Genomic DNA, 22,565 nt, shown 5'->3' with positions numbered 1-22,565 from the left:
AATGAATAAACAAAACTGGCAAAAAATCTACCTCGACCATTCCCCAAAACTCTTGGGGATTTGTCGTAGATATATCGCAGACCTACAGACTGCGGAAGATCTTTTGCAAGACAGTTTTATTATCGCTATGCAAAAAAGCCATCAGCTGAAAGATGAAAAGGCTTTGTTTGGCTGGCTCAAAACAATTGTTGTGAATAATGCTTTACAGTACTTAAGAAGTAGCTCCAAAGAAATTTTCGTCTCTACAGAAATATCAGAAATCCCGGAACCCTTGATCGAAATGAATAACTCTGCCACAGAAAAAAATCGCGTTTTAGCATATGATTTCACAAGAGAAGAACTGTTGAAGTCAATCGACAATCTGCCATTACATCACCGTTCTGTTTTTAATCTGTATTTTATTGAAAAAAATTCTCATGCAGAAATTTCAAAACTGTTAGGAATTACCGTAAATACTTCAAAATCACATTTATTAAGAGCAAAAAAATCAGTTCAAAATTATTTATTAAATAATTTCGTCAATGAAAACACGCCCAAAAATAAAAAGAAAATCACCCAGCTATTGGTTTTCATAGGTTTTGGAGGATTGGCTTTGGCGCAAACTTTTCAAACTAAATTTTCAGACTTTAGCATTTCTCCGAAAAAAGAATTCATTGTCCCTGAAGATGCTATCACAAGCAGTTTTTCATCATCTGTTTCCAATAAAAATATTCAGAAGAAAATAATCATTGCGGCGACTCTTTTTATCGTACTTTTCCTTTCAGTTTATATTAATAAAAATAACAGCTCACTATTCCGAAAATTTTCTACTGAAGAATCTTCAAATAATTTGGCAAAAGAAAACATTCAGAAAAATGACATTTCTTTTCAAGCACAACCTGAAATTAATGAGGAAACACAGGCTGATCTTAAAAAATTGGATGAAGTTAAATTAAATCAAGAAGTAGAAATTCAAAAACCTACTGCACTCGAAAATAAATCAAAAGAAAAAGCAATCAAAAAACAGGATTCAATTGAAAATACTCCAAAAAAAGTTATTATTGTAAAAAAAATCATTCAAAGAGATACTATTTTCATTGAAAGAGAAAACTAACTTTCCATATGTTTTACCAAAAATTTTTCTTCATTTTTACCCTATTATTTTTGCAATTTATTCAGGCACAAAAAACAAAAGTAGACACCGTCTATGTGTATGAAAAAGTAATAGTGTATGACACAATTTATTTTGAAAAAGCTGTTAAAAGCAAATTTCAAGACATCAGTTTAACCTTACCTATATTAAACGAATTTTCAATTAAAAAAAGAATTTTCAAAGTTGAAGAAGAAAAAGAAATTAAAAAAAACAGTTTCTTGGCTACATTTCAATACGGTATAGAAGCTGGAATCGGCTTAAAAAAATCAACTTGGGCAAAAGAACTCAGCAGCGACAAACAACAATTCGGGGAAAATTTAGGAATATGGATTTCAAAAAGTGTAAGTCAAAATTTATATCTGATGCTATCCGCCAATGTCTATCACTGGAACTCGACTTTTGATTTCGACGCAAACAAAGAAGACACTTATCTGAATGGCTTTTACTTTACGCAAGACAGCCAGCCACTGCTTTTTCAAAGATTCAATAACAAACATTTTGAATACACCGCACAGCTAAAAGTTTTGTACGAATGGAAAAAATTCAGACCTTGTATTGGATTTGCTTTAAATAAAAACAGCTACAAAATGCAATTTTTAGTTCCTGAAAACAAGGTTTTAAATAAACTTGATGACTTTAAAAGCAGCAATTTCAATTTAGGATTTTCATTCGGGCTTCAATATCGAATTTTACCAAAAATATTGATAACTGCCGATTATCAGCAATATTCATTAGAGAATTTATCTTTAAAAAACAGTTCATTTGATTTTGACATTTTTAAGACTAGCAATACCTTTGCTGAACGAAAACTTACTCTTGGAATTTCTTATGTCATTTCCAAATAGATGTTTTCATAAAGCATTCAATTTATGATTTACTTCCAATTTCCCTTTAACGAAAAACTCTACTCCACAGACGAAAGTTCTGATAAAGAAGCTGTTATTTTTAAATCTTTTGATCAAACTGAAAGCGTTAATTTTAATGGAAATTGTGTTCAAGTTAACACTATTTCAGAAAGATTCTCTAATCAATCATTAGCTAATGACGAAACTGAATTTTCAGCGGAAACCCATGATGAATATTTAGAAAAACTTCAGAAAGTTATTGATGTCATCAAAGAAAGCCAACTTCCAAAATTGGTAATTTCAAGAAGAAAAATTTTCAAAGACTTTAGTAAAATCAATTTAGAGGAAAGTTTCGATAACTTATGTAAAGCTTATCCAAACGCTTTTCGATATATTTTTATTAAAGACGACAAAGCCTGGATAGGTGCTTTTTCGGAGGTTTTAGGAAAATTCAATAAATCTACTCACGAGTTTGAAACGATGAGTTTAGCGGGCACGATTCCGGTATCTGAAAGCTGGACGGATAAGGAAATTGAGGAACAGAAACCCGTATCGTCTTACATCAGAAATGTCTTAGAAAAATTCAATACAGAATCTAAAATTCAGGAATCTGAAACGTATGATCATATTTCAGGAAATATTAAACATTTAAAGACTGATTTTAAATTGATAATAAATCCAGAAGATCTTGATTTAATCATTGAAGAACTTCATCCGACGCCGGCAGTCTGCGGTATTCCTAAAGACTTTTGCAAGGAAAAAATTCAGGAGTTTGAAAAGTTTCCGAGAGAATTGTATGCTGGATTTATAAGAATTGAAACAGATGATTTTATCCACTATTTTGTGAATTTACGTTGTGCTAAATTATACAGCGATTCAGTACACCTTTTCGTTGGCGGCGGAATTACTGCCCAAAGTAAACCGGAAAAAGAATGGAGAGAAACGGAATTGAAATCTGAAGCTGTTTTGAAAAACCTTTCTTTTTCAAATTAACCGGATGACTTACTCAATTCATGCGGATAAACTTCTAAAGTTATGCGGGTGACTTTACTGAGTCAGAAGCATTAGTTTAGAACACTTTCAAATCAATTATTTTAAAACAAAAAAATCCTCTCTCAAAAACTGAAAGAGGATTATATTTTTATATCAGAAAATAATTATTTCTTTACTCCGATTTTACTCCAGGTATTCATAATGAAGAGTACGAAAAGTCCGATTACACCACAGATAATTGAAATTACATATTTCATATTGTCTTCCGAGGAAATCTCTGAATGCCAATCTATTGCATAAATATTAATAGCGATAATTATAATAAATACGATTAAAAATACTTTATAAAACTTCTGCATGATAATTAAAAATTAATGTTTGCTTGTATGAGTTGAGCAAAATTTGCTGTAAATAATTTGATTGAAATTGCCAAAAGGATAATCCCGAAAACTTTCTGTAGAATCGACAAAGTCGCCTCTCCCATTCTCTTCTCTAGCCAAGGAGCTGATTTCAGCACCAAATATACGAAAATTGTATTGAGAATAATCCCCAAAATGATATTGATATCATGAAATTCCGCACGTAATGACAATGTTGTCGTAAGAGTTCCAGCTCCTGCAACCAAAGGAAACGCAATAGGAACAATAGACGCAGCTTTTGCTTCTGTCGTTTTATTGATTTCGATACCTAAAATCATTTCTAAAGCAATCACAAAAATTACAACTGCACCTGCAATCGCAAATGAGTTCACATCTACACCAATAAATTTCAAAAGCTTATTTCCTACAAAAAGAAACACAATCATGATTAATCCGGCAGTGACTGACGCTCTTCTCGCTTCAATTTGTCCGAATTTTTGCTTTAAACTAACGATAATAGGAATAGATCCGATGATGTCAATTACCGCAAAAAGCACCATAAAACAAGTTACCGTTTCTTTGATAGAAAAATCCTCAAAAATCTCCATTATTCAATAATTATTAATTTCGCAAAATTATGAATAAAAAATGATTATTTACTAATCTGAGAATACAAATTGATAATATCTTTCAAAAGTTCAGAAATTCCCTCTTGAGATTTTACTGGTGTATATTTCTCTATCTGAATTCTCTGAGAAAGATTTCGGTATTCTTCTGCTACTGCACTTCCTTTATAATTTTCTAAAAACTGTCTGAAATCATCTTTAGAACTTTGGAAGTATTGGTTTCTGACTTCAGAATCCAACTCATCGACCGTCTTGAAAAATTCATCAAAACTCAGACTATCTTTAAGATTTTCAAGATATGTAAAATAATCGCCTACATCCGTTTTCAGACTTTCTCTGATTTCTCTTTCAGTTTCTGCAACAGAACCCAAAGGTTTTTTAGAAGCTGTTTTTTCTTTAATTATAATACGTTTTTTTTGCCAATTTTTAAACAACAAATACGCAATAAACAAGCCTAAAAGAATTCCTGCATTGATCAAAAGAATACTCCAATTGAAACGGCTTTTCTCTTTTACTTTAAATGTTGTCGTCTTTAATACCGGACTATTGACGGTTTCCAGCAATGTATTGGTATATTCGTTTACTTTTTCAACCGTTGTGCGGGCTTCTAAAACCTCATCGTGCGAAAAGGCAGTAAGATTTAAGGTTTCCTTACCGAGATTCACATATTCTTTTTCTGCAGGATTAAAGAAAGCAAACTCCTCAGTCCTAATATTAAGCTGACCCGATTTATTGGGAATTAAAACGTAATTGGCTAAAATATATCCTTTCATTCCCTCAATTCCGGCAACGACTTTAGAAGTGATTTTTGGAGCAAAGACTTCGTAATCGGGAGAGTTTTCAATTTTAGGCAAATGCATATCGGCCAAGTTACCTTCTCCCGAAACTTTCAGAATGACATTAACCGGTTTTTTAGCCTCAATTTTTTCTTTCGATTCGTGGTACACATCGACTTTGAAATTCCCGACTGCATCTTTAAAACATTCCGGTGAACCTTCAGGAAGTTTCTTAACATTCAGTTTTACTTTATTCGAAACAATTTTATTTTTGCTCGAATAAGAATTCACCGAAGCTGAAACAGATGGCACCTCAACATAACCTGATTCATTAGGAAATACAATAAACATTGCCAAAACCTGCGAAGGCATATTGCTGTATCCCGATGGATCGATGTCAGATTTATGAAAATTAATGGGATGTACATTGATGTCTTCCTGATCAGGAAGATTGATGTGTCTTACTTTTCTGAGGTTGTCTATATTTTTAGAATACACCCTCAAAACTGCTACTGTCGGCTGATTTTGATATACATCTCTATCTTCAATTTCCATATTGAGATAGACGTCATTATCAGTGTTTTTTGCAATTGGCTTTTTTTCAATATCACGAATGAAAATATCGAAAGGCTCGGTTTTATAGATTTTATTATTGATAGTTACCAACACAGAACCTATTCTTATTTTCCCTCTCTGTTTGGGTTCTAAGGCTATTCTGGTAACATATTGTTCAACAGCAACATTAGATTCCGGATCTCTAACCATTTGGTTAAACGACCCGTTTCCAATCATATTAAATTTAGACAAATCTGGTAACCTAAGCTGACTTTGTTGCACCAAATTATCTCCGTTCAGTTCTAAGGTGATTGTTAGATTTACAATATCTTTACCGTTGTAGTCGGTTTTGTCCGGTTTCATATTGAGTTCTACCTGTCCGTAAGCAATTACGGAAACAAACGTCAACAATATGTAAATCAATTTTTGTTTCATCACCAATCTTTCTCATTGCTTTGAGGCAACGAATAAGAATTCTTATTTAAAATTCTTTTGGCGGTTTCTTTTTCTTTCTCGCCAACTTTATCCAGTATTGCGTTTTGAAGATCTTTAGGCATTTTGCCCTGATTATTTTTATTGGGATCGGGTTGGTTTCCTTCTGGGTTGTTCCCTTCATTTTTCTGACCTTCTCCTTTATCCTTAGAATCGCCTTTTTGATCTTTATCTTTTTGCTGATCTTCGCCTCCGCCGCCTTTGCCGGATTTGTCGTCTTTATTTTTCTTCTGCTGATTTTCTTTTTCCTTTAATTTGGCAATTTCAAAATTCTTTCTCGTTGCTTCATTGTAAGGATCTTGTTTCAGCGATTGTTTGTAAAAATCAGCTGCCTTCTCAGGCTGATTCATCTGCATATACGTATTTCCCAAGTTGTGCAAAGCTGCCGCTTTATCAGGAATCGTTTGTGAAAGGCGTTGTGCTTTTTCAAACTCACCTTTCGCCTCTTCATACTTTTTACTTTTATATAAAGCATTACCCAAATTGTAATGCGCTGTAAAATCTTTTTCATTTGATTTCACAGCTTCCATATACCTTGAAGATGCACCATCATAATCTTTACCGTCGAATTTCTGATTGCCCTCATAGACCAAAGTCTTATAGCTTTTCTGTCCAAACAATGCGCCTGAGCAACTGAAAACAATCATAAACGACAAAAATAAAATTTTAGTATTCATCCCTTGCAAAATTATTCCTTTATATGTTAAGAAACAGTCTATTAATTGTTAAAATTGGGTTAAAGTATTCACCAGATTAAGATTTTAATAAAAGCAAATCAAACATTAAAATCTCTTTTAGGATTAAATAGAAAAATCATCAGAAAGAAGAAAATAGAAACCGCCAAAAAGTACTGATAATAATGTGTTGCGTTCTGAGATTTTACTAAAGTCGCTGTAGAAGATGCTTTTTTATTTAAAGCTTCAACAATTTTATCAGGAGCTTCATCAATATTATTGCCGTCAATGTATGTTCCACCAGTGGATTCTGCCATTTTCTGAAGTGCTTCGGTCTGTCTTTTAGAAATAACGGTTTGTCCGTTCATATCACTTTTATATCCCATCAACTGACCAAATTCGTATTCAGGAACAGGCGCGCCTTCATCTGAACCAATTCCCACAGAAGTCACAATAATCCCTTCTTTGTTAGCTAGTTTTATGGCAGCATTGTCATTTCCTTCATTATCTTCACCATCACTCAGAAGAATGACTTTTCGCGAACCTTTACTTATATTTATAAACTTATCAACCGCAGTTTGCATCGCTTTTAAAAAGTCTGTTCCCTGTATTTTAATTGAATTGGTTTCAACGCCGCTAATATAAGTTTCTGCGGAATTATAATCCGTTGTGAGCGGCATAATAGAAGTTGCCTGACCCGCAAAAATAATGACTCCTACTTTATCATTCTTCAGTTTCTTCATTGTCTGAATCATCAGATTTTTACCCTCCGTCAGACGGCTGGGCGAAATATCCTCCGCATTCATCGAATTTGAAACATCCAGCATAAAAACAACATTATTGAATTTTTGGTTGGTCGTCACCTCTTCAGAACCACTCAGCAAATCGATGATTGAAAAAATCAAAAACAAAGTTGCCAAAAAGTACAACACGGGGAATATTTTAGTAAAACCAGACTTTTTTTCAAATAAAGCTTCATGAAAACGGCTGTCTGCAAAAACTTCTCTTCTCTTGTTTTTCCATTTTAAATATCTGATCAGAAAAAAAGCTAATACCGGTAAAAGCAACAGCAATAATAAGAACCAATAATTTCCTAAATACAATTCCATCAGCTTAAAAATTTATATAATACCCATCTCAATAATGCATCAAAAAACAGCATTCCCAAAGCAACCCAAAGGAAAATTGTAAAATATTCCTGATAGTTATAAAGCTTTGAAACTTTTACATCAGTTTTCTCAAGCTGGTTGATTTCGCTATAAACTTCTTCCAAACTGCTGTTTGATGTAGCACGGAAATATTTTCCGCCTGTTGCCTCAGCAATTTCCCTTAAAACTGGCTCATCAATCTGCACCTGAGTTTCGGTAAAAACCAAGTCACCAAAAATATCAACTTCAGTCGGCATCAAAGCAACACCGTTGGTTCCTACACCAATTGAATACACCTTAATATCATTACTTCTCGCCAATTCTGCAGCGATTTGTGGTGCGATGGCATTTTGCACATTATTCACCCCATCCGTCATCAGAATAATGATTTTACTCTTTGCTTTGCTTGTGCGAAGATGGTTTACCGCAACTGAAAGTCCTTCACCAATGGCAGTTCCGGGGTAAAGCTCGGCTGTGTTCAGGTTTTTCAATTCGTCAATGACAACTTGATGATCAGAAGTCACTGGAACTTTGGTAAAAGCTTCAGAAGCATAGGTTACGACTCCAATTCTATCATTCGGGCGTTTTTCAACAAACTGAATTGCAATTTCTTTCAATGCAGTCAGTCGGTCTGGTGAAAGATCTTTAGACAACATACTCAGAGAAACGTCGACAGCAAACATAATATCTACCCCTTTGGTATCGTCTCTGTCCTGAGAAATGGTAAACGTTCTCGGTCTCGCCATCGCAATGAAAAGACACGATAAAATAATGTACTTTGAAATTTTAAGCAAAAACAAAACAGGTAAAATTCCACTGCTTGAGTTCATATTCTGAACGGTAGGAACTTTGATTCCTTTCAGTTTTTTTCTGCTGATGTCTCTAATCAGTAATGGAATAAACAAAAGGAAAAGAAATAAAAACCACGGACTGTAAAACTCGAAATTAAACATCTTTTCTCAGGTTTTCAAATTCTATATCCTTTGATGATCTCTTCACAAAGTCTTTAATTTCGTTAAAATCTTTTTCCATCATCTGCTGATCCGGAAAGGTTTTGGCAAACTTCACCAAATCACCTCTGAAGAAGACATCTTCGATAATCCTTTCATTGTCCTGCGAAATGGTATTATTTTCTTTCATCAACTGAACCAAATCGTCTGTCAGCAAAACATCTGCAGGAATTCTATATTGTTTGGCTAAAAATTTCCTTGAAATATCGATTAGTTCCACATAAAACGAACGGTAATTTCCGTCTTCGATATATTTTTTCTTTTTTAATGAATCCAATTCTTTCAAAGTCTGATTGGTTGCCACAACCGGAGAGTCTTTGGATTTTCTGCCGTATTTCACAATCATAAAAATGGCAATTATTAAAGCAATCAAAGCCAAGGCTGCCAAAATATACCATTTATAAAGCTGCCAATAATCTGTAACTTCCAGCTTGACTTCCTTATTGTTCATAATATCATTGATCGGATCGCCTTTTTGGGCAGTATTGACCACTTCAATTTCGTAAGGAATTGTTTTCAACACCCTTTCACCTACTTTAAATTCAAGTTCAGGGATTGTATAGGTTCCTTCTTCAAAAACTGAAAATTCAATATTTCTCTGGTAAGAATTGGGTTGAATTCCGATGCTGTCTTTAATTTCTTCAAAATGAAAAGGGAGCAACTTGTCTTTTGGTGCAGCTTTTACTTCCTGATTATTGAGGTTATCAATTTTCACGGTAAATCGGTTGACTTCGCCGAGAGCCAATGTTTTCTTCTCAAGATTCGAGGAAAGTATCTGTGAAAAAGCATTTGCACAGATGAAAAATGATAAGAGTAATACTAATTTTTTCAATTTTAAAATAGTCAATTTCGGCTGATGCCTAATTTATTTTTAATTTAAATTTATTTCTTCTGAAAGTAATGATACAATAATTTTGAGTAATCATCGCCGGTACTGATATTCATAAAGCTTGCCGAACTGTTGGCAAAATCTTCTTCCAACGCTCTAATTTTTTGTTTCTGAGCTTCCGCAAATGTATATCTCCATCGTGCATTTGACGTATTAACCCAAACTTGTTTCCCGGTTTCTACATCGCTGAAAAGAGTATATCCAACATCAGGAATTTCGTTATCTTTCTCATCGAAAATTCTCATTCCCAAAAGCTGATGTTTTTTTGAAGCGACACGAAGCATTTTAGAATCATAGGCATCTCCAAAATCTGAAAGTAAAAACACGAGCGATTTCCTTTTGAAAATTCCCATCATGTATTCTAAAGATTTATCGATTTTAGAAACCGCAGGAACATAATCTGCCGTCAGAATATTACTAATAATCGACAAAATATGTTTTCTTCCTTTTTGTGGCGGAATCACTTTATAGACTTTATCTGCAAATAAAATCAATCCCACTTTATCATTATTTCCGGCAGCTGAAAATCCTAAACTTGCTGCAATTTCTGCGACATATTCTCTTTTCAGCTGGGTTTTTGTTCCGTAATCCATTGAAGCAGAAATATCAACTAAAATCATCATGGTCAGTTCACGCTCCTCTTCCATTACTTTCACAAACGGTTCACGGAAACGTGCTGTTTTATTCCAATCAATTCTACGGATTTCATCACCAAACTGATAAGGACGAACTTCAGAAAAAGTCATTCCCTGTCCTTTAAAAGCACTGTGATATTGCCCCATCAAGGAAGCTTCCGTCTTCTTTCGAGTACGGATTTCTATTTGCTTTACTTTTTTTATGATGTCTTTTATCTGCATAATCAATTTGAAAATGTGCTAATTTGAAATTTGAAAATGTAAAAAATCCTTAAGATAATTTTAAAATTGACACATTTTCAAATTTTCAAATTCAATTAAGGAGCTTGTATTTTAGCCAAAATTCTATTCACAATTTCTTCAGACGTAATTTCTTCTGCTTCCGCTTCAAAAGTCAACCCGATTCTGTGTCTTAAAACATCTTTTGCCAATTCTTTTACATCTTCAGGAATTACAAATGCTCTTCCTTTCAAAAACGCATAAGCTCTAGATGCAATAGCCAAGTTAATCGATGCTCTTGGTGAAGCTCCGAAACTGATGTAGTTTTTCAATTCAGAAAGTCCATATCTGTCAGGAAAACGGGTTGCAAAAACCATATCTAAAATGTATTTTTCAATTTTTTCATCCAAATAAATTTGATTGACAATAGATTTTGCTTCAACAATATTTTGTAATGAAATTACAGGTTTTACATCGTACTGATGGGATGTTGAAACCATTCTCATAACTTTTCTTTCGTCCTCAAATTCAGGATAATCAATCGTACATTTCAGCATAAAACGGTCGCTTTGCGCTTCCGGCAAAAGATAAGTTCCTTCTTGATCGATCGGGTTTTGCGTTGCCAAAACTAAAAATGGTTTTGGAAGATGCATCGTTTCGTCACCAATCGTTACTTGTTTTTCCTGCATCACCTCCAGAAGTGCCGATTGTACTTTAGCAGGAGCTCTATTGATCTCATCAGCAAGCACGAAGTTTGCAAAAACGGGACCTCTTTTTATAGAAAAATCGTTTTCTTTAATATTATAAATCATCGTTCCCACAACATCTGCAGGAAGCAAATCTGGCGTAAACTGAATTCTCGAAAAATCACCATGAACAGCTTCTGCCAAGGTTTTTATCGCCAATGTTTTTGCCAACCCGGGAACTCCTTCAAGCAAAACGTGGCCGTTACCTAAAAGCCCAACCAAAAGTCGGTCTATCATGTATTCTTGTCCGATAATTACTTTGTTGATTTCCTGCCTCAAAAGTGAAAAGAAATAATTCTGTTCTCTTACTTTTTCTGTGAGCTGACGAATGTCTTCTGCTTGATATGAATCTGACATAGTTTAAATTAAAATAAGTGGTAAATTTCTGATAAATACTTGCATTAATCAACACAATGAATGCCATTTTTGAGTTAAAATTTGTTAAATATTTTATAGCTAATTAGTTAATCAATATGATATATTGATTTTTTTTGCGATTATGAAAAATTGATCCTGTTTATCAGTTGACAAACAGGATCAATTTATAAAAAACATAAGTTATTTTTTATAGTTTCGTGATAGTTAAAGTGAATACATTTTCCGGAACATCTACAGTTTCTTCGTAAGATCCTATATTGATATAATAAACTGTACCCGCTGTAGTAGTCAAATTAGCAGATTCCGTACCGCCACCGCCGTTATTATCTAATGTGCCAACACATATTAAACTTCCACAACTACCTCTATAAACTCCCATTTGAGGATCAAAACCACCGCTACTTGCGGGCATAGTTACTTTAATATTAAACACACCACCATCTCCTGTGAATTTAAACCAAGTACCGTCATTCATCGCATCAGGACAAGTAGTTATAAATCCAGTATTATTAGTAGCTGATGCAGCGTCAGCTTGCGTGTAAACATAAGGGAAAACAGTAGCTACTAAGGCACCCGAACAAACATCATTAGCTGGTGGTGGCGGAATAGTTTTAAAGACAACATCCGTACAACCAGAAGATTCTAAGCCACCTGAAACAGAAGTAACCCTCAAATAATAATTTGTATTTTGAACAAGAGGAGTAGATGGAGTGAAACTATTAGTGAGTACGACCTGTTGATTAACAACATCTGTAGCTCCCGCACTAGTCCCTATTGAAACTTTATAAGAATCTGCTCCAGGTACCGAAAGCCATTTAATAAGAGGAGATAAAATAACCATCTGCTGATTATTTGCAGGATAGGTAATAAATGGGCAAGCAGGAGTTGTATTAGGAGTTAGTCCTGAAAATGTAACTGCTGATTTATAACCAGCTCTGAAACCCGCTGGTGGAGATGCAGGGTCAATCACTGCAAGATCTCTTGTGTAATAAAGTGTAGAAGATGGAAGATGCTGATAAACACGGAAAACTTCGTTGAAATTATTAATATCAATACTTTGCGAGTTTTCTTTTGTAGCAATTATTAAATTATCTGTATTGTTATAAGCAAATGGGGTTGTAAAGGTAACCACAACCTGACCATTATTATTAGTTACCGTTCCTGTGAATACTTGAGTAAGCTGCGTAACAGGAACCCAGTCTGTATTGGAAGTGAAAGCGGTTTTTGAGCTAAGACCAAGATATACAGTCCAATCTGAAGAATCCGATATAGTTACTGAAGGATCTACATAAAATATTAGACCCGTGATATTCCCTGCAGAATTAGCATTTATTTCTTGTTTAGGATATATCTGCTGAACGTAAGAGTACGAAAAAAAACTACTTACAGGCGCTACTCCTACATCTGTGCTTCCAATATTTAAATTTATTTGGGCATTAGACATCAAAGTTGCCAGCAATAAAAATAAAAGTAATTTCTTTCTCATCTTTAATAGATCAATAGTTAATAATGTGCGAATTTAATAAATTATTTTGATTATTCGCAATTGATTAAGATAATTTAATTATAAATATTTATTTTTTTTAATATATTTTTGATACATTTGCACACAAATCTACAAATACTAATGGTATGTATAAAAAGCTATTTTTTTTAAGCGTTTTAATCACAGGATTTTTTAATTCACAAACTACAAGAACGAATATCGTTTCCGAAGCAGTTTATTACGATGGTTATGCAGCTTTAGTATCTCAACCTGTGCCTACAGGTCTCATTCGGTTAACGAATGCGAGGTATGCGAGAAAAATGACAGATGCTGAGTTGGATGGCTTTAAAGCAAAGATTGCTATGAGAGTAACCATTGGAGCTTTGTGTGACAATTATGACCGATTGGGAAGTGTTTTTTTAGCCATGATTCCAAAAAACCAACCTACCTATACCATAAACGATGCAAATGTGAAAAGGATTGAGGTAGCTAGATACATTACTCCTTTTATGAATAAAAATGTTTCGCCTTTAGAAGTTCCTTACACCTATAATTTAAGTAATTTGTATAATGTGTTTCATGATGCAGCATTGCGAAGCACTTACGACATGTATATGGAACTTGATGTTTTCGGTGTTCCTTATGCAGCACAAACTGAAATTGCAGGATGCTCAGGAAGGAATGATGTTTTTACAGGAACACTTACTTTTTTCTCTACGAATGCAGGCGCAACTCCAACAAGTTACAATAACCTCACCCCAATATTAAATTATAGTAAATTAAATAATTACAATAGTACAGATGTTCCAGGGCAAACTGTGAGAATTACAACGTTCAATCTACCCAATGCAATTACGGATGCTCAGTTTTTCGTAATATCTACACCTCATGGTGCAAATGCTGGTGGTGAAGAATATGTGAGAAGAGACAACTTCACCTATATAGATGATATACAAATGCTTACCTATAAACCTGGAGGAACTTCTTGCGAACCATTTAGGGTTTACAATACACAAGGAAACGGAATCTATGGCACCACGCCTAGTTCAACTGCTGACTGGACTGCCTGGAATAACTGGTGTCCCGGTGATGCTGTTCCTATCAGAAGTTTTACAATGACTAGTATGACCGCAGGAAACCACACCCTTAAACATACAATACCAGCAGCTGTTTTCAACCAGCAACAAGGAGATGTTTTTCTATCTGTTTACATGCAAAGTAAAAATAGTGCTATGATGGATGTAAAAGACATCAAATCAATAGATGTTAGCATTTACCCTAATCCTACTTCTGATTTCGTTAACATAAAATCAAAAATAGATGTAGCTTCAATGACTCTTTTCAGTATGGATGGAAGAAAACTAACAGAAAATTTTAAAGAAAACAAAATAAATATTTCTTCATACAACACTGGAGTGTATATTTTAAATATTGTTTTGAAAGATGGTACAACTTTCAAACATAAAATCATCAAAAAATAAAATTATTTTATTCGATTAGATTTAAAAAGCTAAAAACCTCCTCTTGGATATTCTCCATAGGAGGTTTTTTTAATGCGTTTTTATTTAAAAATTCAATTTATCTTTAAAATTAAAAAATTTTAACTTTTATACCCCATTCAAAAAATTGTCATTTTCAGTTTATTAAACTATTTTTGGTGATTAAATTTTTGAAATATGAATTATCATTTTCAAGCTCACAGACAGGTTAGAAAAAACCTTTTGGATATCTTGCGGGATACTTCTCACGAAGACCTTTTATTAATCCCCGATGGTTTTAATAACAATCTGTATTGGAATATTGCCCACACTGTTGCTACACAGCAATTGCTGCATTATTACCTAAGCGGAAACCCGTTCAGAATTGATAATTATTGGATCGAAACCTACAAAAAAGGAACGATGCCCAATCTGAATGTACAGAAATCTGAAGTGGAAGATTTGGAATTTCTTTTAACCGAAACTTCAAAAATTTTAATGAAAGATTATGACAGCGATTTCTTTTCAGATTACACACCCTACACCACAAGTTTTGGCATGGATTTGAAGAGTATCCAAGATGCTATCATTTTCAACAACATGCATGAAAGCCTGCATTATGGGTATGCAATGGCGATAAAGAGAGCAATTTTAGGAGAAAAGTTTTAGAAGAGCCAAGGAAAAAGAATCAAGGCAAAAGTAAAAGCCAAGTAAAATAAGTTTGAATAACTAAGTTATTCATTAAAAAATAAAATAAAAATTTTGGAAGATTTTCAACATAAGAACTCAAAACCTGAATTCAGAAATACAGAACCTAATAAAAAAGACGATTTTATATTCGGATTACGCCCTGTATTGGAAGCTATTGAAGCAGGAAAAACAATTGATAAAATCTTTGTGCAGAATGCTTTGCAGGGAGAAATTTATGCCGAACTGAAAGCGGTTTTAGCAAAATATAAAATTCGTCCAAACTATGTTCCGGTTGAGAAACTGAACCGTTTTACAAGGAAAAACCACCAGGGTGTCGTGGCATTTATTTCGGATGTACCTTTTCACAAAATTGAAAACATCATTCCTGAATTGTTTGAAGAAGGAAAAGTACCTTTTATATTAATTTTAGACCGATTGACTGATGTCAGAAACTTTGGAGCTATCTGTAGAACCGCAGAATGTGTAGGAATTCACGCCGTTGTCATTCCAGAAAAAGGTGGAGCGCCAATCAATTCTGATGCGATAAAAACTTCTGCGGGAGCGATGTACAATATCAAGATTTGCAAAGAAAATAATTTAGCTCACGTTGTAGATTATCTTCAACAAAGCGGTGTATCTGTATTTTCGGCAACTGAAAAAGCACAAAAACTGATTTACGATGTCAATTTTACAGAACCTTGCGCTATTGTGATGGGGAATGAAGAAACAGGAATTTCAAAAGAAGTGCTTCACCATTCTGACGAAAAAATAAAACTTCCTATTGAGGGAAAAACGCAGTCACTGAACGTTTCTGTAGCTTGTGGAGCCATTCTTTACGAAGCAATGAGACAAAAATTGGTGAAAATTAATTAAAATTTATAAAAAAGAAAATTCTTTCCCTAAGCCTTAAAGAGAGGGAATTTCTCAAAATTAGAATAGTATTTATGAAAAATATAGCAGCACTAGCATTGATCTCTTTAGCCATCATTTCTTGTAAAAAAGAGACGGCAACCATCACTAAAATTGATCCTAAAACCGGAAAAACAATCACCGTTGAAGTTCCGGCAGATTCTGTAGCTGAAGTAAAAGCAAACCCTGCAATCAAAGATTCTTTGGGAGTTTTTACTCAGACTTTTAAATTGGAAAAAGGAAAAACTTACCCTTTGACTACTTACCAAAGAGATGTAAAGACGATGACTGATCCACAAGGAAAAACCTTGAATGGAACCAGCGAATCGACTGACGAAATGAGCTTTACGGTAAACGATGTGAAAGGTGGAATTTACGACATCACGATTAATTTGATCGGCAAAAGAAGTTCTCAGAGTGCTGACGGAAAAACGATTGTAGTTGATACAAAACTGCCCATCCCGAAAGAAGATAATCTAAAAATGATTTGGAATGTGAACCGAGCTTTGACCGGAAACAAACTGAACATGAAGATGGATAGCAAAGGAAATGTGATTTCTATCACTGGTTTTGATGCGATCTACACCAAAATTTCCAATGCATTGGGCACGCTAATCAAAGATGCTAATCAAAAAGCGAGCGCTGTGGCAGGTTTGAAACAGACCTTTAACGAGAAAGTTTTAAAAGATCAATTTGCTAAAAATCTTTCCATAATTCCTAAAAAAGGAGTGAAGATTGGTGAAAAATGGTCAACAAGCGAAAGTGCAGACGAAACCGGAAAATATAAAGTAGTTTCTAACTATACATTGAAAAGTGTAGGAAATGGAATTGCGGAAATTTCAATCACTGGCGGACTTCCAAAAAAAGAAGAAAAAAGAGCTCAGGGCGAAATGACTCACACAATGAGCAGCGAACTGGCACAAAACGGAACCATTAAATTTGATCAAAATACCGGTTGGATTACCAACCAAAATATTAATGTAAAAACGACTCAGATAGAAACAATCTCAGACGGAAAGCAGTCTCAGAGCATGAAAAGTGTTTCAAACTCTTCGGTAATGGTGAATCCTGCAGCAAAATAAAGTATGAAAGTTTTGAGGTTGAGCTTAAATTTTAATACTAAACCTTAAACTTTTAAACCTTAAAAAATAAATACTACATATGAAATTCCTTTTTGAGTTAATACTCGGTACTATTATTATTTTTTTTGTCTGGAATATTTTAAAAAGAATTTTCTTTAAATCTTTTTATAAATACACTGGCTTTAAACCTAATAATGTTCCGAATCAGGAAACCAAAAACTCAAACACGAATATTGAAAAGAAGGTAAAATGGGACGCAGAAACTGTAGACTATGAAGAAGTGAAAGATAAAAACAGTGCAAATCATTAATAACTCTTTGTGAACTTTGCTGAGTGGAACGCCTTTGCGAGCTTAAATCTATGCGGATAGTAGTCAAAAAAAATCTTTGCGGACTTTGACTTTGCGTTAGAAACAAAACGAATCTAAATGAATGATTCTTGAAAAAGCAGAACTTCTCAATTAAATATCAACTCAATAACCAAAATGGCGAAAAATAAAAACTTAATTTATATTGCGATTTCCATCGTCGCATTCTTAGTTTTAGCATTTTTATATTCTACTCCTGTGTTTACGGGGAAGCAGCTTTTCCAGCATGATATCGTTCAGTATCGAGGCGGAGCCAAAGAACTCATCGATTACAGAGACACTTACGATAAAGAAACGTATTGGAGTGACTCGATGTTTGGCGGTATGCCCACCTACCAGATGGGAAGCCGTTTTGAAGGTGATATTATTAAAAAATTAGACAGTTATCTGAATATTCTTCCGAGACCTGTCAACTACTTATTCCTTTTATTTTCAGGATTTTTCCTTTTAGGGATGGTCGCTGTAAGAAATTGGAAATATGCGCTTTTGGGAGCTACATTTTTCGGGCTTTCCACCTATTTCTACATCATCATTGCTGCCGGACATAACGGAAAAGTGAATACCATTGAATATTTTGCGCCGCTTTTAGCCGGAATTTTATTGGTGTATATTAGAAAAAAATACGTTCTCGGATTTATTGTCACTACCCTGTTCTTCGGATTGCAGGTCGCCGCCAATCACCCGCAGATGACGTACTATCTGTTTTTAGGACTTGGATTTTTATTTTTATCTGAATTAATCAGAGCCATCCAAAAGAAAACTCCGATGAAGCATTTCTTGATCTCATCAGGAATTATTGCCGGTGCTTTAGCGATTGGCGTTGGGATGAACTCTCAGCGAATCATGGCTAACTCTGAGTACATCAAAGAAACCGTAAGAGGAAAACAGATTTTAAATACAGAAACCCACACCGCCGGAAATTCCGGAATGGATAAAGAAAGTATACTGATGTGGAGTTACGGTAAATTGGAAACTTTAAATCTATTCATTCCAAGATTGATGGGAGGCGGAAGCCAGGAGCCTGAAGGAAAAGAAATGATGGAAAACGTACAGCAGTTGGTACAGGATAACGTCACTTCACAAGCCGAATATGACAGAATTTCTAAAGGTTTTGGCAGCATCACCTATTGGGGCGATCAACCTGGAACTTCGGGACCAGCGTATCAAGGAGCAATTGTTTGTTTCCTTGCACTATTAGGATTCTTTTTTGCCTGGAAAAAATACCGCTACTGGATTCTCGGAGCGACTATTCTGACCATTTTATTGGCTTGGGGAAGCAACTTCATGCCGCTTTCAGATTTCTTCATTGAATATGTTCCTTTTTACAGCAAATTCAGAGCACCGTCGTCTATTTTGGTTGTGGTGGAATTATTATTCCCACTGATTGCCATCATTGGATTGTACAGATTTTACAAAGATTCAACTTTAGAGGAAGCTTACAAAAAGAAAATTCTAACCTATGTAAGCGGAGGAGTTTTAGGTTTAACTTTATTATTGATTGTTTTTGGGAAGGCTTTGTTAGGTTTCCATACAGATAACGAGAAAACATATTTACCACCTTTCCTGTTAGATTATTTAACGGAAGAAAGATTCAAATTATTCAGAATTGATGCGATTAAAGCATTACTTTATGTTGGAATTACCGCAGCTGTTTTATTCTTTAGTCTAAAACAAAAACTGAATCAGAACGTAGCATTACTCATCATCGGTGCAGTAAGTTTGTTTGATTTATGGACAGTAAACAAACGTTATCTGAATGACGAAAATTACGTTGATAAAATCTTTGCTGAAAATCCTTTTCAAACTGAAGGTTCAGATTATTTAGCCGAAAAAGTAGGTGACAATCCAAATTTACAGTCTATTATGGCAAGTATTCCTGTCAATAAAACTTTGGAAACGATTGCTGAAAAAGACAAAAAACATTACCGAGTTTACAATCAGGTTTTGGGTGTAACAAGTGAAACGAACACGTCTTATTTTAAATCTTCCATAGGTGGTTATCACGCAGTGAGACTGAGACGTTATGATGATTTAATGAATGAATACATTTCGAATGTAGACAGCGTAAAAACACCTAAAATCCTGAATTTACTGAATACAAAATACATGGTTTTCGGAAATCCGCAGGAGCCACAAGTTGTTCCGAATCCTAATGCCAACGGAAATGCATGGTTTGTTGCTGATGTAAAATTTGTAAATACTCCGGACGAAGAAATAAAATCACTTGGAAATATTGATTCTAAAAAAACTGCAGTTATCAACGTTGAAGACAAAGCTTATTTGAACGGAAAGCAGGTTCAGGCAGATTCTACAGCTTCCATTAATTTAACAAAATACGAAGCCAACGAACTGGAGTTTAAATCTCAATCGAAAACTCCACAGTTAGCTGTATTTTCAGAGATTTATTATCCTCATGGCTGGAAAATGTTTGTAGATGAAAAAGAAGTTCCGTACATAAAGGCAGATTATTTATTGCGTGCAGTACACGTTCCAGCGGGAGAACACAGCATCAGAATGGTTTTTGAACCTGAAGTTATCGCCACAGGAAAATGGATTTCAATGTTATGTTTCGGATTGTTTGTTGCTTTGAGCGCTTTTGGAATTTTCTGGCTGAATAAAAGCAAAAAGAAAGAAGTTTTGATTGAAGAAAAGATTTAACATTCTGTCATTCTGAATGGAGCAAAGCGAAGTGAAGAATCTCAAAAATATCTTAAGAACATGAAAACTTTAGGAACTCATAATTACTACGTTTATATTTTAACTAATAAAATAAAAACGGTATTGTATACAGGAGTAACTAATGACTTAAAAATTAGATTATACTGGCATCAAAATCCTGAAGCAATTGATAAACATTTTACCACTAAATACAAATGCTTTTGTTTAATCTACTTCGAGCAATTCAGTGACATTGAAACTGCGATCAAAAGAGAGAAACAAATAAAAGGTTGGACAAGAATTAAAAAAAACAACCTGATAAAAGAATTTAATCCTACTTGGAAATTTTTGAATGATGAAATTTAATGAGATTCTTCATTACGCTTTGCTTCATTCAGAATGACAACAACACTTTTTTAAACCCATGCCGGAAAAAAAAATCCTTATCATCACCTATTACTGGCCGCCGGCAGGTGGACCGGGAGTTCAGCGATGGTTGAAGTTTGCAAAATATTTACCGGAATTTGGTTGGAAACCAATCATCTTCACTCCGGAAAATCCGAGTTATCCTTTGATTGATGAAAGTTTAATGAAAGATGTTCCTAAAGATTTAGAAATTATAAAAACTAAAATCTGGGAACCTTATCAGTTGGCTGAAAAGCTTAATAAAAGCAATAAAAAATTCAAGGCCGGACAGTTTGATGTGGGAAATAACCAAAGCTGGAAATCTAAACTTTCAATTTGGGTTCGTGGAAATTTTTTCATTCCCGATGCAAGAGTTTTTTGGGTAAATCCTTCTGTGAAATTTCTTGAGCAATACTTAAAAATAAATAATATTGATGTAGTAGTAACTTCTGGGCCACCACATTCTTTGCATCTGATCGGTTTAAATTTAAAAAAGAAATTCCCAAACGTCAAATGGATTGCAGATTTCCGTGATCCCTGGACAGAGATTTCTTATTATAAACATTTAAAACTAACGAATAAATCAGATAAAAAGCACCGTCAGCTTGAAAGTGAAGTTTTCCAAAATGCAGACATTACCTTAGCCACAAGCTACACTGATGCTGAAAATTTCAGAAAAAACAGAGCTAATGCAGTGTGTATTACAAACGGTTTTGATGAAAGCGACTCATCAAACTCTCAAACTCTCAAACCTTCAAACTCCCCAACAAAATTCACGCTCAGCTATATAGGCGTTCTTGAACAATTGAGAAACCCTGAAAACCTTTGGAAAGCACTTGATGATTTAGTGAAAACAAATAATGATTTTGCAAAGAATTTCAAATTGAAATTTGTAGGAAGAATTGATGATAAGATTTTGAATTCTATAGAAAATTCAAGTTTAAAAAATTACATTGAAAATTTGGGTTATCTGTCGCATGAAAAAGCGATTGACGAAATGTCAAATTCTTCTATACTGTTAATTACCAACTTCCCCAATGAATCTTCGAAAGGAATTATCCCAGGGAAAATATTTGAATATTTGGCAACTGGGAAACAGATTATTTCTTTCGGTCCGCATGATGCTGATGTATCAAAAATTTTAGATGAAACCGATGCAGGAAAGCATTTCGGTTATCAGGATTCTGAAACGATTAAGCAATTTATTTTAGAGAAATTTGAACTTTGGAAAGCTGGAAATCTTTTAGAAAATACTAGAAATATTAAACAGTTTTCCAGAAAGAATTTAACAAAAACTTTAGCTGAGATTTTGTAAACTACCTCGTCTTCAACTTCGTTGAATCCACCCCTTCAAAGAAGGGGAATGTTATATCGTCCACTCATCGTTGATGACAGCAACAACATAATATTTCCCATCATATTCCTCAAATACAAATCGAAGTGCATTCCAATCCATACCTCCATACTTTTCTGAACCGGGAATAAAATTTTCTGTGAAATTGGTATTTGGATACATTTCTTTTAAATTATTCAGAGAATTACCTCCACCACGAAATTGGTTAAATGAATATTCAGATTTGGTAAAGTCTTTTTTAAACACCCAATCTTTAAGATATTTTTCTAATGTGGATTTATAAATTTCACCAGAACCATCCCTTGATCCCCATGTAAAAACCGTTTTTGTAGGAAGATATTTCTCAAAATCGGTTTTTGTAAAATGTTTGTCTTCATTTTTATTGATGAATGCGTACATCGAAAACCGAACTCCTTTTTTAGGATGGATGTAGTTTGCGAAAATATCATAATATCCAACTTTCAAAGCCTGAATAAGCTCATCGTTAGTTTTTTTCAAGGCAACTTCAGTTGATAATGCATCTTGTTTGGTATCGGTTCTTTCATTTGACCTTTTAAGATTATCTGTAGCAACTGCTGGATTTTTATCCTGTTTTTTTTCACATGATAGCGCTAATAAAAGTGCAAATATGGCAAAAGCTTTTTTCATTCTAAAATTTT

The 22,565-nt window shown here is 34.2% G+C and carries 22 protein-coding genes; 11 read left to right on the top strand and 11 right to left on the bottom strand.

The window, feature by feature from the left end:
- Position 1 precedes the first annotated feature (1 nt).
- Genes LNP04_RS17600 through LNP04_RS17590 form a run of 3 tightly spaced genes read left to right on the top strand, consistent with a single transcriptional unit; the run spans position 2 to position 2,970 of the window.
- The gene (locus LNP04_RS17600) at positions 2-1,093 is read left to right on the top strand and encodes an RNA polymerase sigma factor (RefSeq protein ID WP_229984185.1); all 1,092 of its coding nucleotides are present in this window, start codon (positions 2-4) and stop codon (positions 1,091-1,093) included.
- 8 nt (positions 1,094-1,101) lie between these two features.
- Positions 1,102-1,977, top strand: a complete 876-nt coding sequence (locus tag LNP04_RS17595) for an outer membrane beta-barrel protein (protein WP_229984184.1) — start codon at positions 1,102-1,104, stop codon at positions 1,975-1,977.
- A 24-nt stretch (positions 1,978-2,001) separates the two neighbouring features.
- Entirely contained in the window at positions 2,002-2,970 is a 969-nt protein-coding gene (locus tag LNP04_RS17590; protein ID WP_229984183.1) for a chorismate-binding protein, read from the top strand.
- A gap of 164 nt (positions 2,971-3,134) precedes the next feature.
- Here the strand turns inward: LNP04_RS17590 and LNP04_RS17585 are convergent, their stop codons facing one another.
- The 10 genes from LNP04_RS17585 to LNP04_RS17540 form a co-directional block, all read right to left on the bottom strand.
- Positions 3,135-3,329, bottom strand: a complete 195-nt coding sequence (locus tag LNP04_RS17585; protein ID WP_229984182.1) for a hypothetical protein — start codon at positions 3,327-3,329, stop codon at positions 3,135-3,137.
- A gap of 5 nt (positions 3,330-3,334) precedes the next feature.
- Positions 3,335-3,937, bottom strand: a complete 603-nt coding sequence (locus LNP04_RS17580) for a MarC family protein (protein ID WP_229984181.1) — start codon at positions 3,935-3,937, stop codon at positions 3,335-3,337.
- A 44-nt stretch (positions 3,938-3,981) separates the two neighbouring features.
- Complete coding sequence (locus LNP04_RS17575) at positions 3,982-5,709, bottom strand: BatD family protein (protein WP_229984180.1); 1,728 nt, start codon at positions 5,707-5,709, stop codon at positions 3,982-3,984.
- 11 nt (positions 5,710-5,720) lie between these two features.
- Positions 5,721-6,455, bottom strand: coding sequence for a tetratricopeptide repeat protein (locus LNP04_RS17570; protein ID WP_229984179.1), 735 nt, complete (start codon positions 6,453-6,455; stop codon positions 5,721-5,723).
- A 98-nt stretch (positions 6,456-6,553) separates the two neighbouring features.
- The gene (locus LNP04_RS17565) at positions 6,554-7,561 is read right to left on the bottom strand and encodes a VWA domain-containing protein (RefSeq protein WP_229984178.1); all 1,008 of its coding nucleotides are present in this window, start codon (positions 7,559-7,561) and stop codon (positions 6,554-6,556) included.
- Positions 7,561-8,553, bottom strand: a complete 993-nt coding sequence (locus tag LNP04_RS17560; protein ID WP_229984177.1) for a VWA domain-containing protein — start codon at positions 8,551-8,553, stop codon at positions 7,561-7,563. The genes LNP04_RS17565 and LNP04_RS17560 overlap by 1 nt, the downstream gene beginning before the upstream one ends.
- Positions 8,546-9,442 carry a BatD family protein gene (locus LNP04_RS17555; protein ID WP_229984176.1) on the bottom strand — a complete coding sequence of 299 codons (897 nt, stop codon included), beginning with the start codon at positions 9,440-9,442 and terminating at the stop codon, positions 8,546-8,548. Before LNP04_RS17555 ends, LNP04_RS17560 begins: the two co-directional genes overlap by 8 nt.
- A 50-nt stretch (positions 9,443-9,492) precedes the next feature.
- Positions 9,493-10,356 (bottom strand): DUF58 domain-containing protein, encoded by an 864-nt coding sequence (locus LNP04_RS17550; RefSeq protein WP_229984175.1) that lies wholly within the window; start codon positions 10,354-10,356, stop codon positions 9,493-9,495.
- 95 nt (positions 10,357-10,451) lie between these two features.
- Entirely contained in the window at positions 10,452-11,456 is a 1,005-nt protein-coding gene (locus LNP04_RS17545) for a MoxR family ATPase (protein WP_229984174.1), read from the bottom strand.
- Between the two features lie 208 nt (positions 11,457-11,664).
- Complete coding sequence (locus LNP04_RS17540; protein ID WP_229984173.1) at positions 11,665-12,963, bottom strand: hypothetical protein; 1,299 nt, start codon at positions 12,961-12,963, stop codon at positions 11,665-11,667.
- A gap of 146 nt (positions 12,964-13,109) precedes the next feature.
- On the opposite strand from LNP04_RS17540, the gene LNP04_RS17535 reads away from it, so the two are divergent.
- The 8 genes from LNP04_RS17535 (at position 13,110) to LNP04_RS17500 (ending at position 21,867) form a co-directional block, all read left to right on the top strand.
- Positions 13,110-14,444: a peptide-N-glycosidase F-related protein gene (locus LNP04_RS17535; RefSeq protein ID WP_229984172.1), complete on the top strand. Its 1,335-nt coding sequence runs from the start codon at positions 13,110-13,112 to the stop codon at positions 14,442-14,444.
- 195 nt (positions 14,445-14,639) lie between these two features.
- Entirely contained in the window at positions 14,640-15,110 is a 471-nt protein-coding gene (locus LNP04_RS17530; RefSeq protein WP_229984171.1) for a DinB family protein, read from the top strand.
- Between the two features lie 93 nt (positions 15,111-15,203).
- A complete protein-coding gene (rlmB, locus tag LNP04_RS17525; RefSeq protein ID WP_229984170.1) occupies positions 15,204-16,004 on the top strand; it encodes a 23S rRNA (guanosine(2251)-2'-O)-methyltransferase RlmB in 801 nt (266 codons plus the stop codon).
- Positions 16,005-16,075: 71 nt separating this feature from the next.
- On the top strand, positions 16,076-17,122 hold the full coding sequence (locus LNP04_RS17520; protein ID WP_229984169.1) for a DUF6263 family protein: 1,047 nt from the start codon (positions 16,076-16,078) through the stop codon (positions 17,120-17,122).
- 79 nt (positions 17,123-17,201) lie between these two features.
- Positions 17,202-17,432: a hypothetical protein gene (locus tag LNP04_RS17515; RefSeq protein WP_229984168.1), complete on the top strand. Its 231-nt coding sequence runs from the start codon at positions 17,202-17,204 to the stop codon at positions 17,430-17,432.
- A 174-nt stretch (positions 17,433-17,606) separates the two neighbouring features.
- Positions 17,607-20,147, top strand: a complete 2,541-nt coding sequence (locus LNP04_RS17510; protein ID WP_229984167.1) for a YfhO family protein — start codon at positions 17,607-17,609, stop codon at positions 20,145-20,147.
- 60 nt (positions 20,148-20,207) lie between these two features.
- The gene (locus LNP04_RS17505; RefSeq protein ID WP_229984166.1) at positions 20,208-20,513 is read left to right on the top strand and encodes a GIY-YIG nuclease family protein; all 306 of its coding nucleotides are present in this window, start codon (positions 20,208-20,210) and stop codon (positions 20,511-20,513) included.
- 58 nt (positions 20,514-20,571) lie between these two features.
- Positions 20,572-21,867, top strand: coding sequence for a glycosyl transferase family 1 (locus LNP04_RS17500; protein ID WP_229984165.1), 1,296 nt, complete (start codon positions 20,572-20,574; stop codon positions 21,865-21,867).
- Positions 21,868-21,918: 51 nt separating this feature from the next.
- Here LNP04_RS17500 and LNP04_RS17495 read toward each other — a convergent pair whose 3' ends face one another.
- The gene (locus LNP04_RS17495) at positions 21,919-22,554 is read right to left on the bottom strand and encodes a hypothetical protein (RefSeq protein WP_229984164.1); all 636 of its coding nucleotides are present in this window, start codon (positions 22,552-22,554) and stop codon (positions 21,919-21,921) included.
- Positions 22,555-22,565: the final 11 nt, after the last annotated feature.

It is taken from the genome of Chryseobacterium sp. C-71, from assembly GCF_020911865.1.
Lineage (GTDB): Bacteria > Bacteroidota > Bacteroidia > Flavobacteriales > Weeksellaceae > Chryseobacterium.
Note: the sequence above shows the minus strand (reverse complement) of the source record. Positions and strands in the feature narration are given on the sequence as shown.

Bases quoted from the DNA above. Each gene is read 5' to 3' on its own strand.
- LNP04_RS17540 (WP_229984173.1), bottom strand. From the start codon at position 12,963: ATGAGAAAGAAATTACTTTTATTTTTATTGCTGGCAACTTTGATGTCT.
- LNP04_RS17565 (WP_229984178.1), bottom strand. From the start codon at position 7,561: ATGGAATTGTATTTAGGAAATTATTGGTTCTTATTATTGCTGTTGCTT.
- LNP04_RS17585 (WP_229984182.1), bottom strand. From the start codon at position 3,329: ATGCAGAAGTTTTATAAAGTATTTTTAATCGTATTTATTATAATTATC.
- LNP04_RS17505 (WP_229984166.1), top strand. From the start codon at position 20,208: ATGAAAACTTTAGGAACTCATAATTACTACGTTTATATTTTAACTAAT.
- LNP04_RS17600 (WP_229984185.1), top strand. From the start codon at position 2: ATGAATAAACAAAACTGGCAAAAAATCTACCTCGACCATTCCCCAAAA.
- LNP04_RS17520 (WP_229984169.1), top strand. From the start codon at position 16,076: ATGAAAAATATAGCAGCACTAGCATTGATCTCTTTAGCCATCATTTCT.
- LNP04_RS17580 (WP_229984181.1), bottom strand. From the start codon at position 3,937: ATGGAGATTTTTGAGGATTTTTCTATCAAAGAAACGGTAACTTGTTTT.
- LNP04_RS17570 (WP_229984179.1), bottom strand. From the start codon at position 6,455: ATGAATACTAAAATTTTATTTTTGTCGTTTATGATTGTTTTCAGTTGC.
- LNP04_RS17510 (WP_229984167.1), top strand. From the start codon at position 17,607: ATGGCGAAAAATAAAAACTTAATTTATATTGCGATTTCCATCGTCGCA.
- LNP04_RS17495 (WP_229984164.1), bottom strand. From the start codon at position 22,554: ATGAAAAAAGCTTTTGCCATATTTGCACTTTTATTAGCGCTATCATGT.
- LNP04_RS17545 (WP_229984174.1), bottom strand. From the start codon at position 11,456: ATGTCAGATTCATATCAAGCAGAAGACATTCGTCAGCTCACAGAAAAA.
- LNP04_RS17500 (WP_229984165.1), top strand. From the start codon at position 20,572: ATGCCGGAAAAAAAAATCCTTATCATCACCTATTACTGGCCGCCGGCA.
- LNP04_RS17590 (WP_229984183.1), top strand. From the start codon at position 2,002: ATGATTTACTTCCAATTTCCCTTTAACGAAAAACTCTACTCCACAGAC.
- LNP04_RS17560 (WP_229984177.1), bottom strand. From the start codon at position 8,553: ATGTTTAATTTCGAGTTTTACAGTCCGTGGTTTTTATTTCTTTTCCTT.
- LNP04_RS17550 (WP_229984175.1), bottom strand. From the start codon at position 10,356: ATGCAGATAAAAGACATCATAAAAAAAGTAAAGCAAATAGAAATCCGT.
- LNP04_RS17530 (WP_229984171.1), top strand. From the start codon at position 14,640: ATGAATTATCATTTTCAAGCTCACAGACAGGTTAGAAAAAACCTTTTG.
- LNP04_RS17595 (WP_229984184.1), top strand. From the start codon at position 1,102: ATGTTTTACCAAAAATTTTTCTTCATTTTTACCCTATTATTTTTGCAA.
- LNP04_RS17535 (WP_229984172.1), top strand. From the start codon at position 13,110: ATGTATAAAAAGCTATTTTTTTTAAGCGTTTTAATCACAGGATTTTTT.
- LNP04_RS17515 (WP_229984168.1), top strand. From the start codon at position 17,202: ATGAAATTCCTTTTTGAGTTAATACTCGGTACTATTATTATTTTTTTT.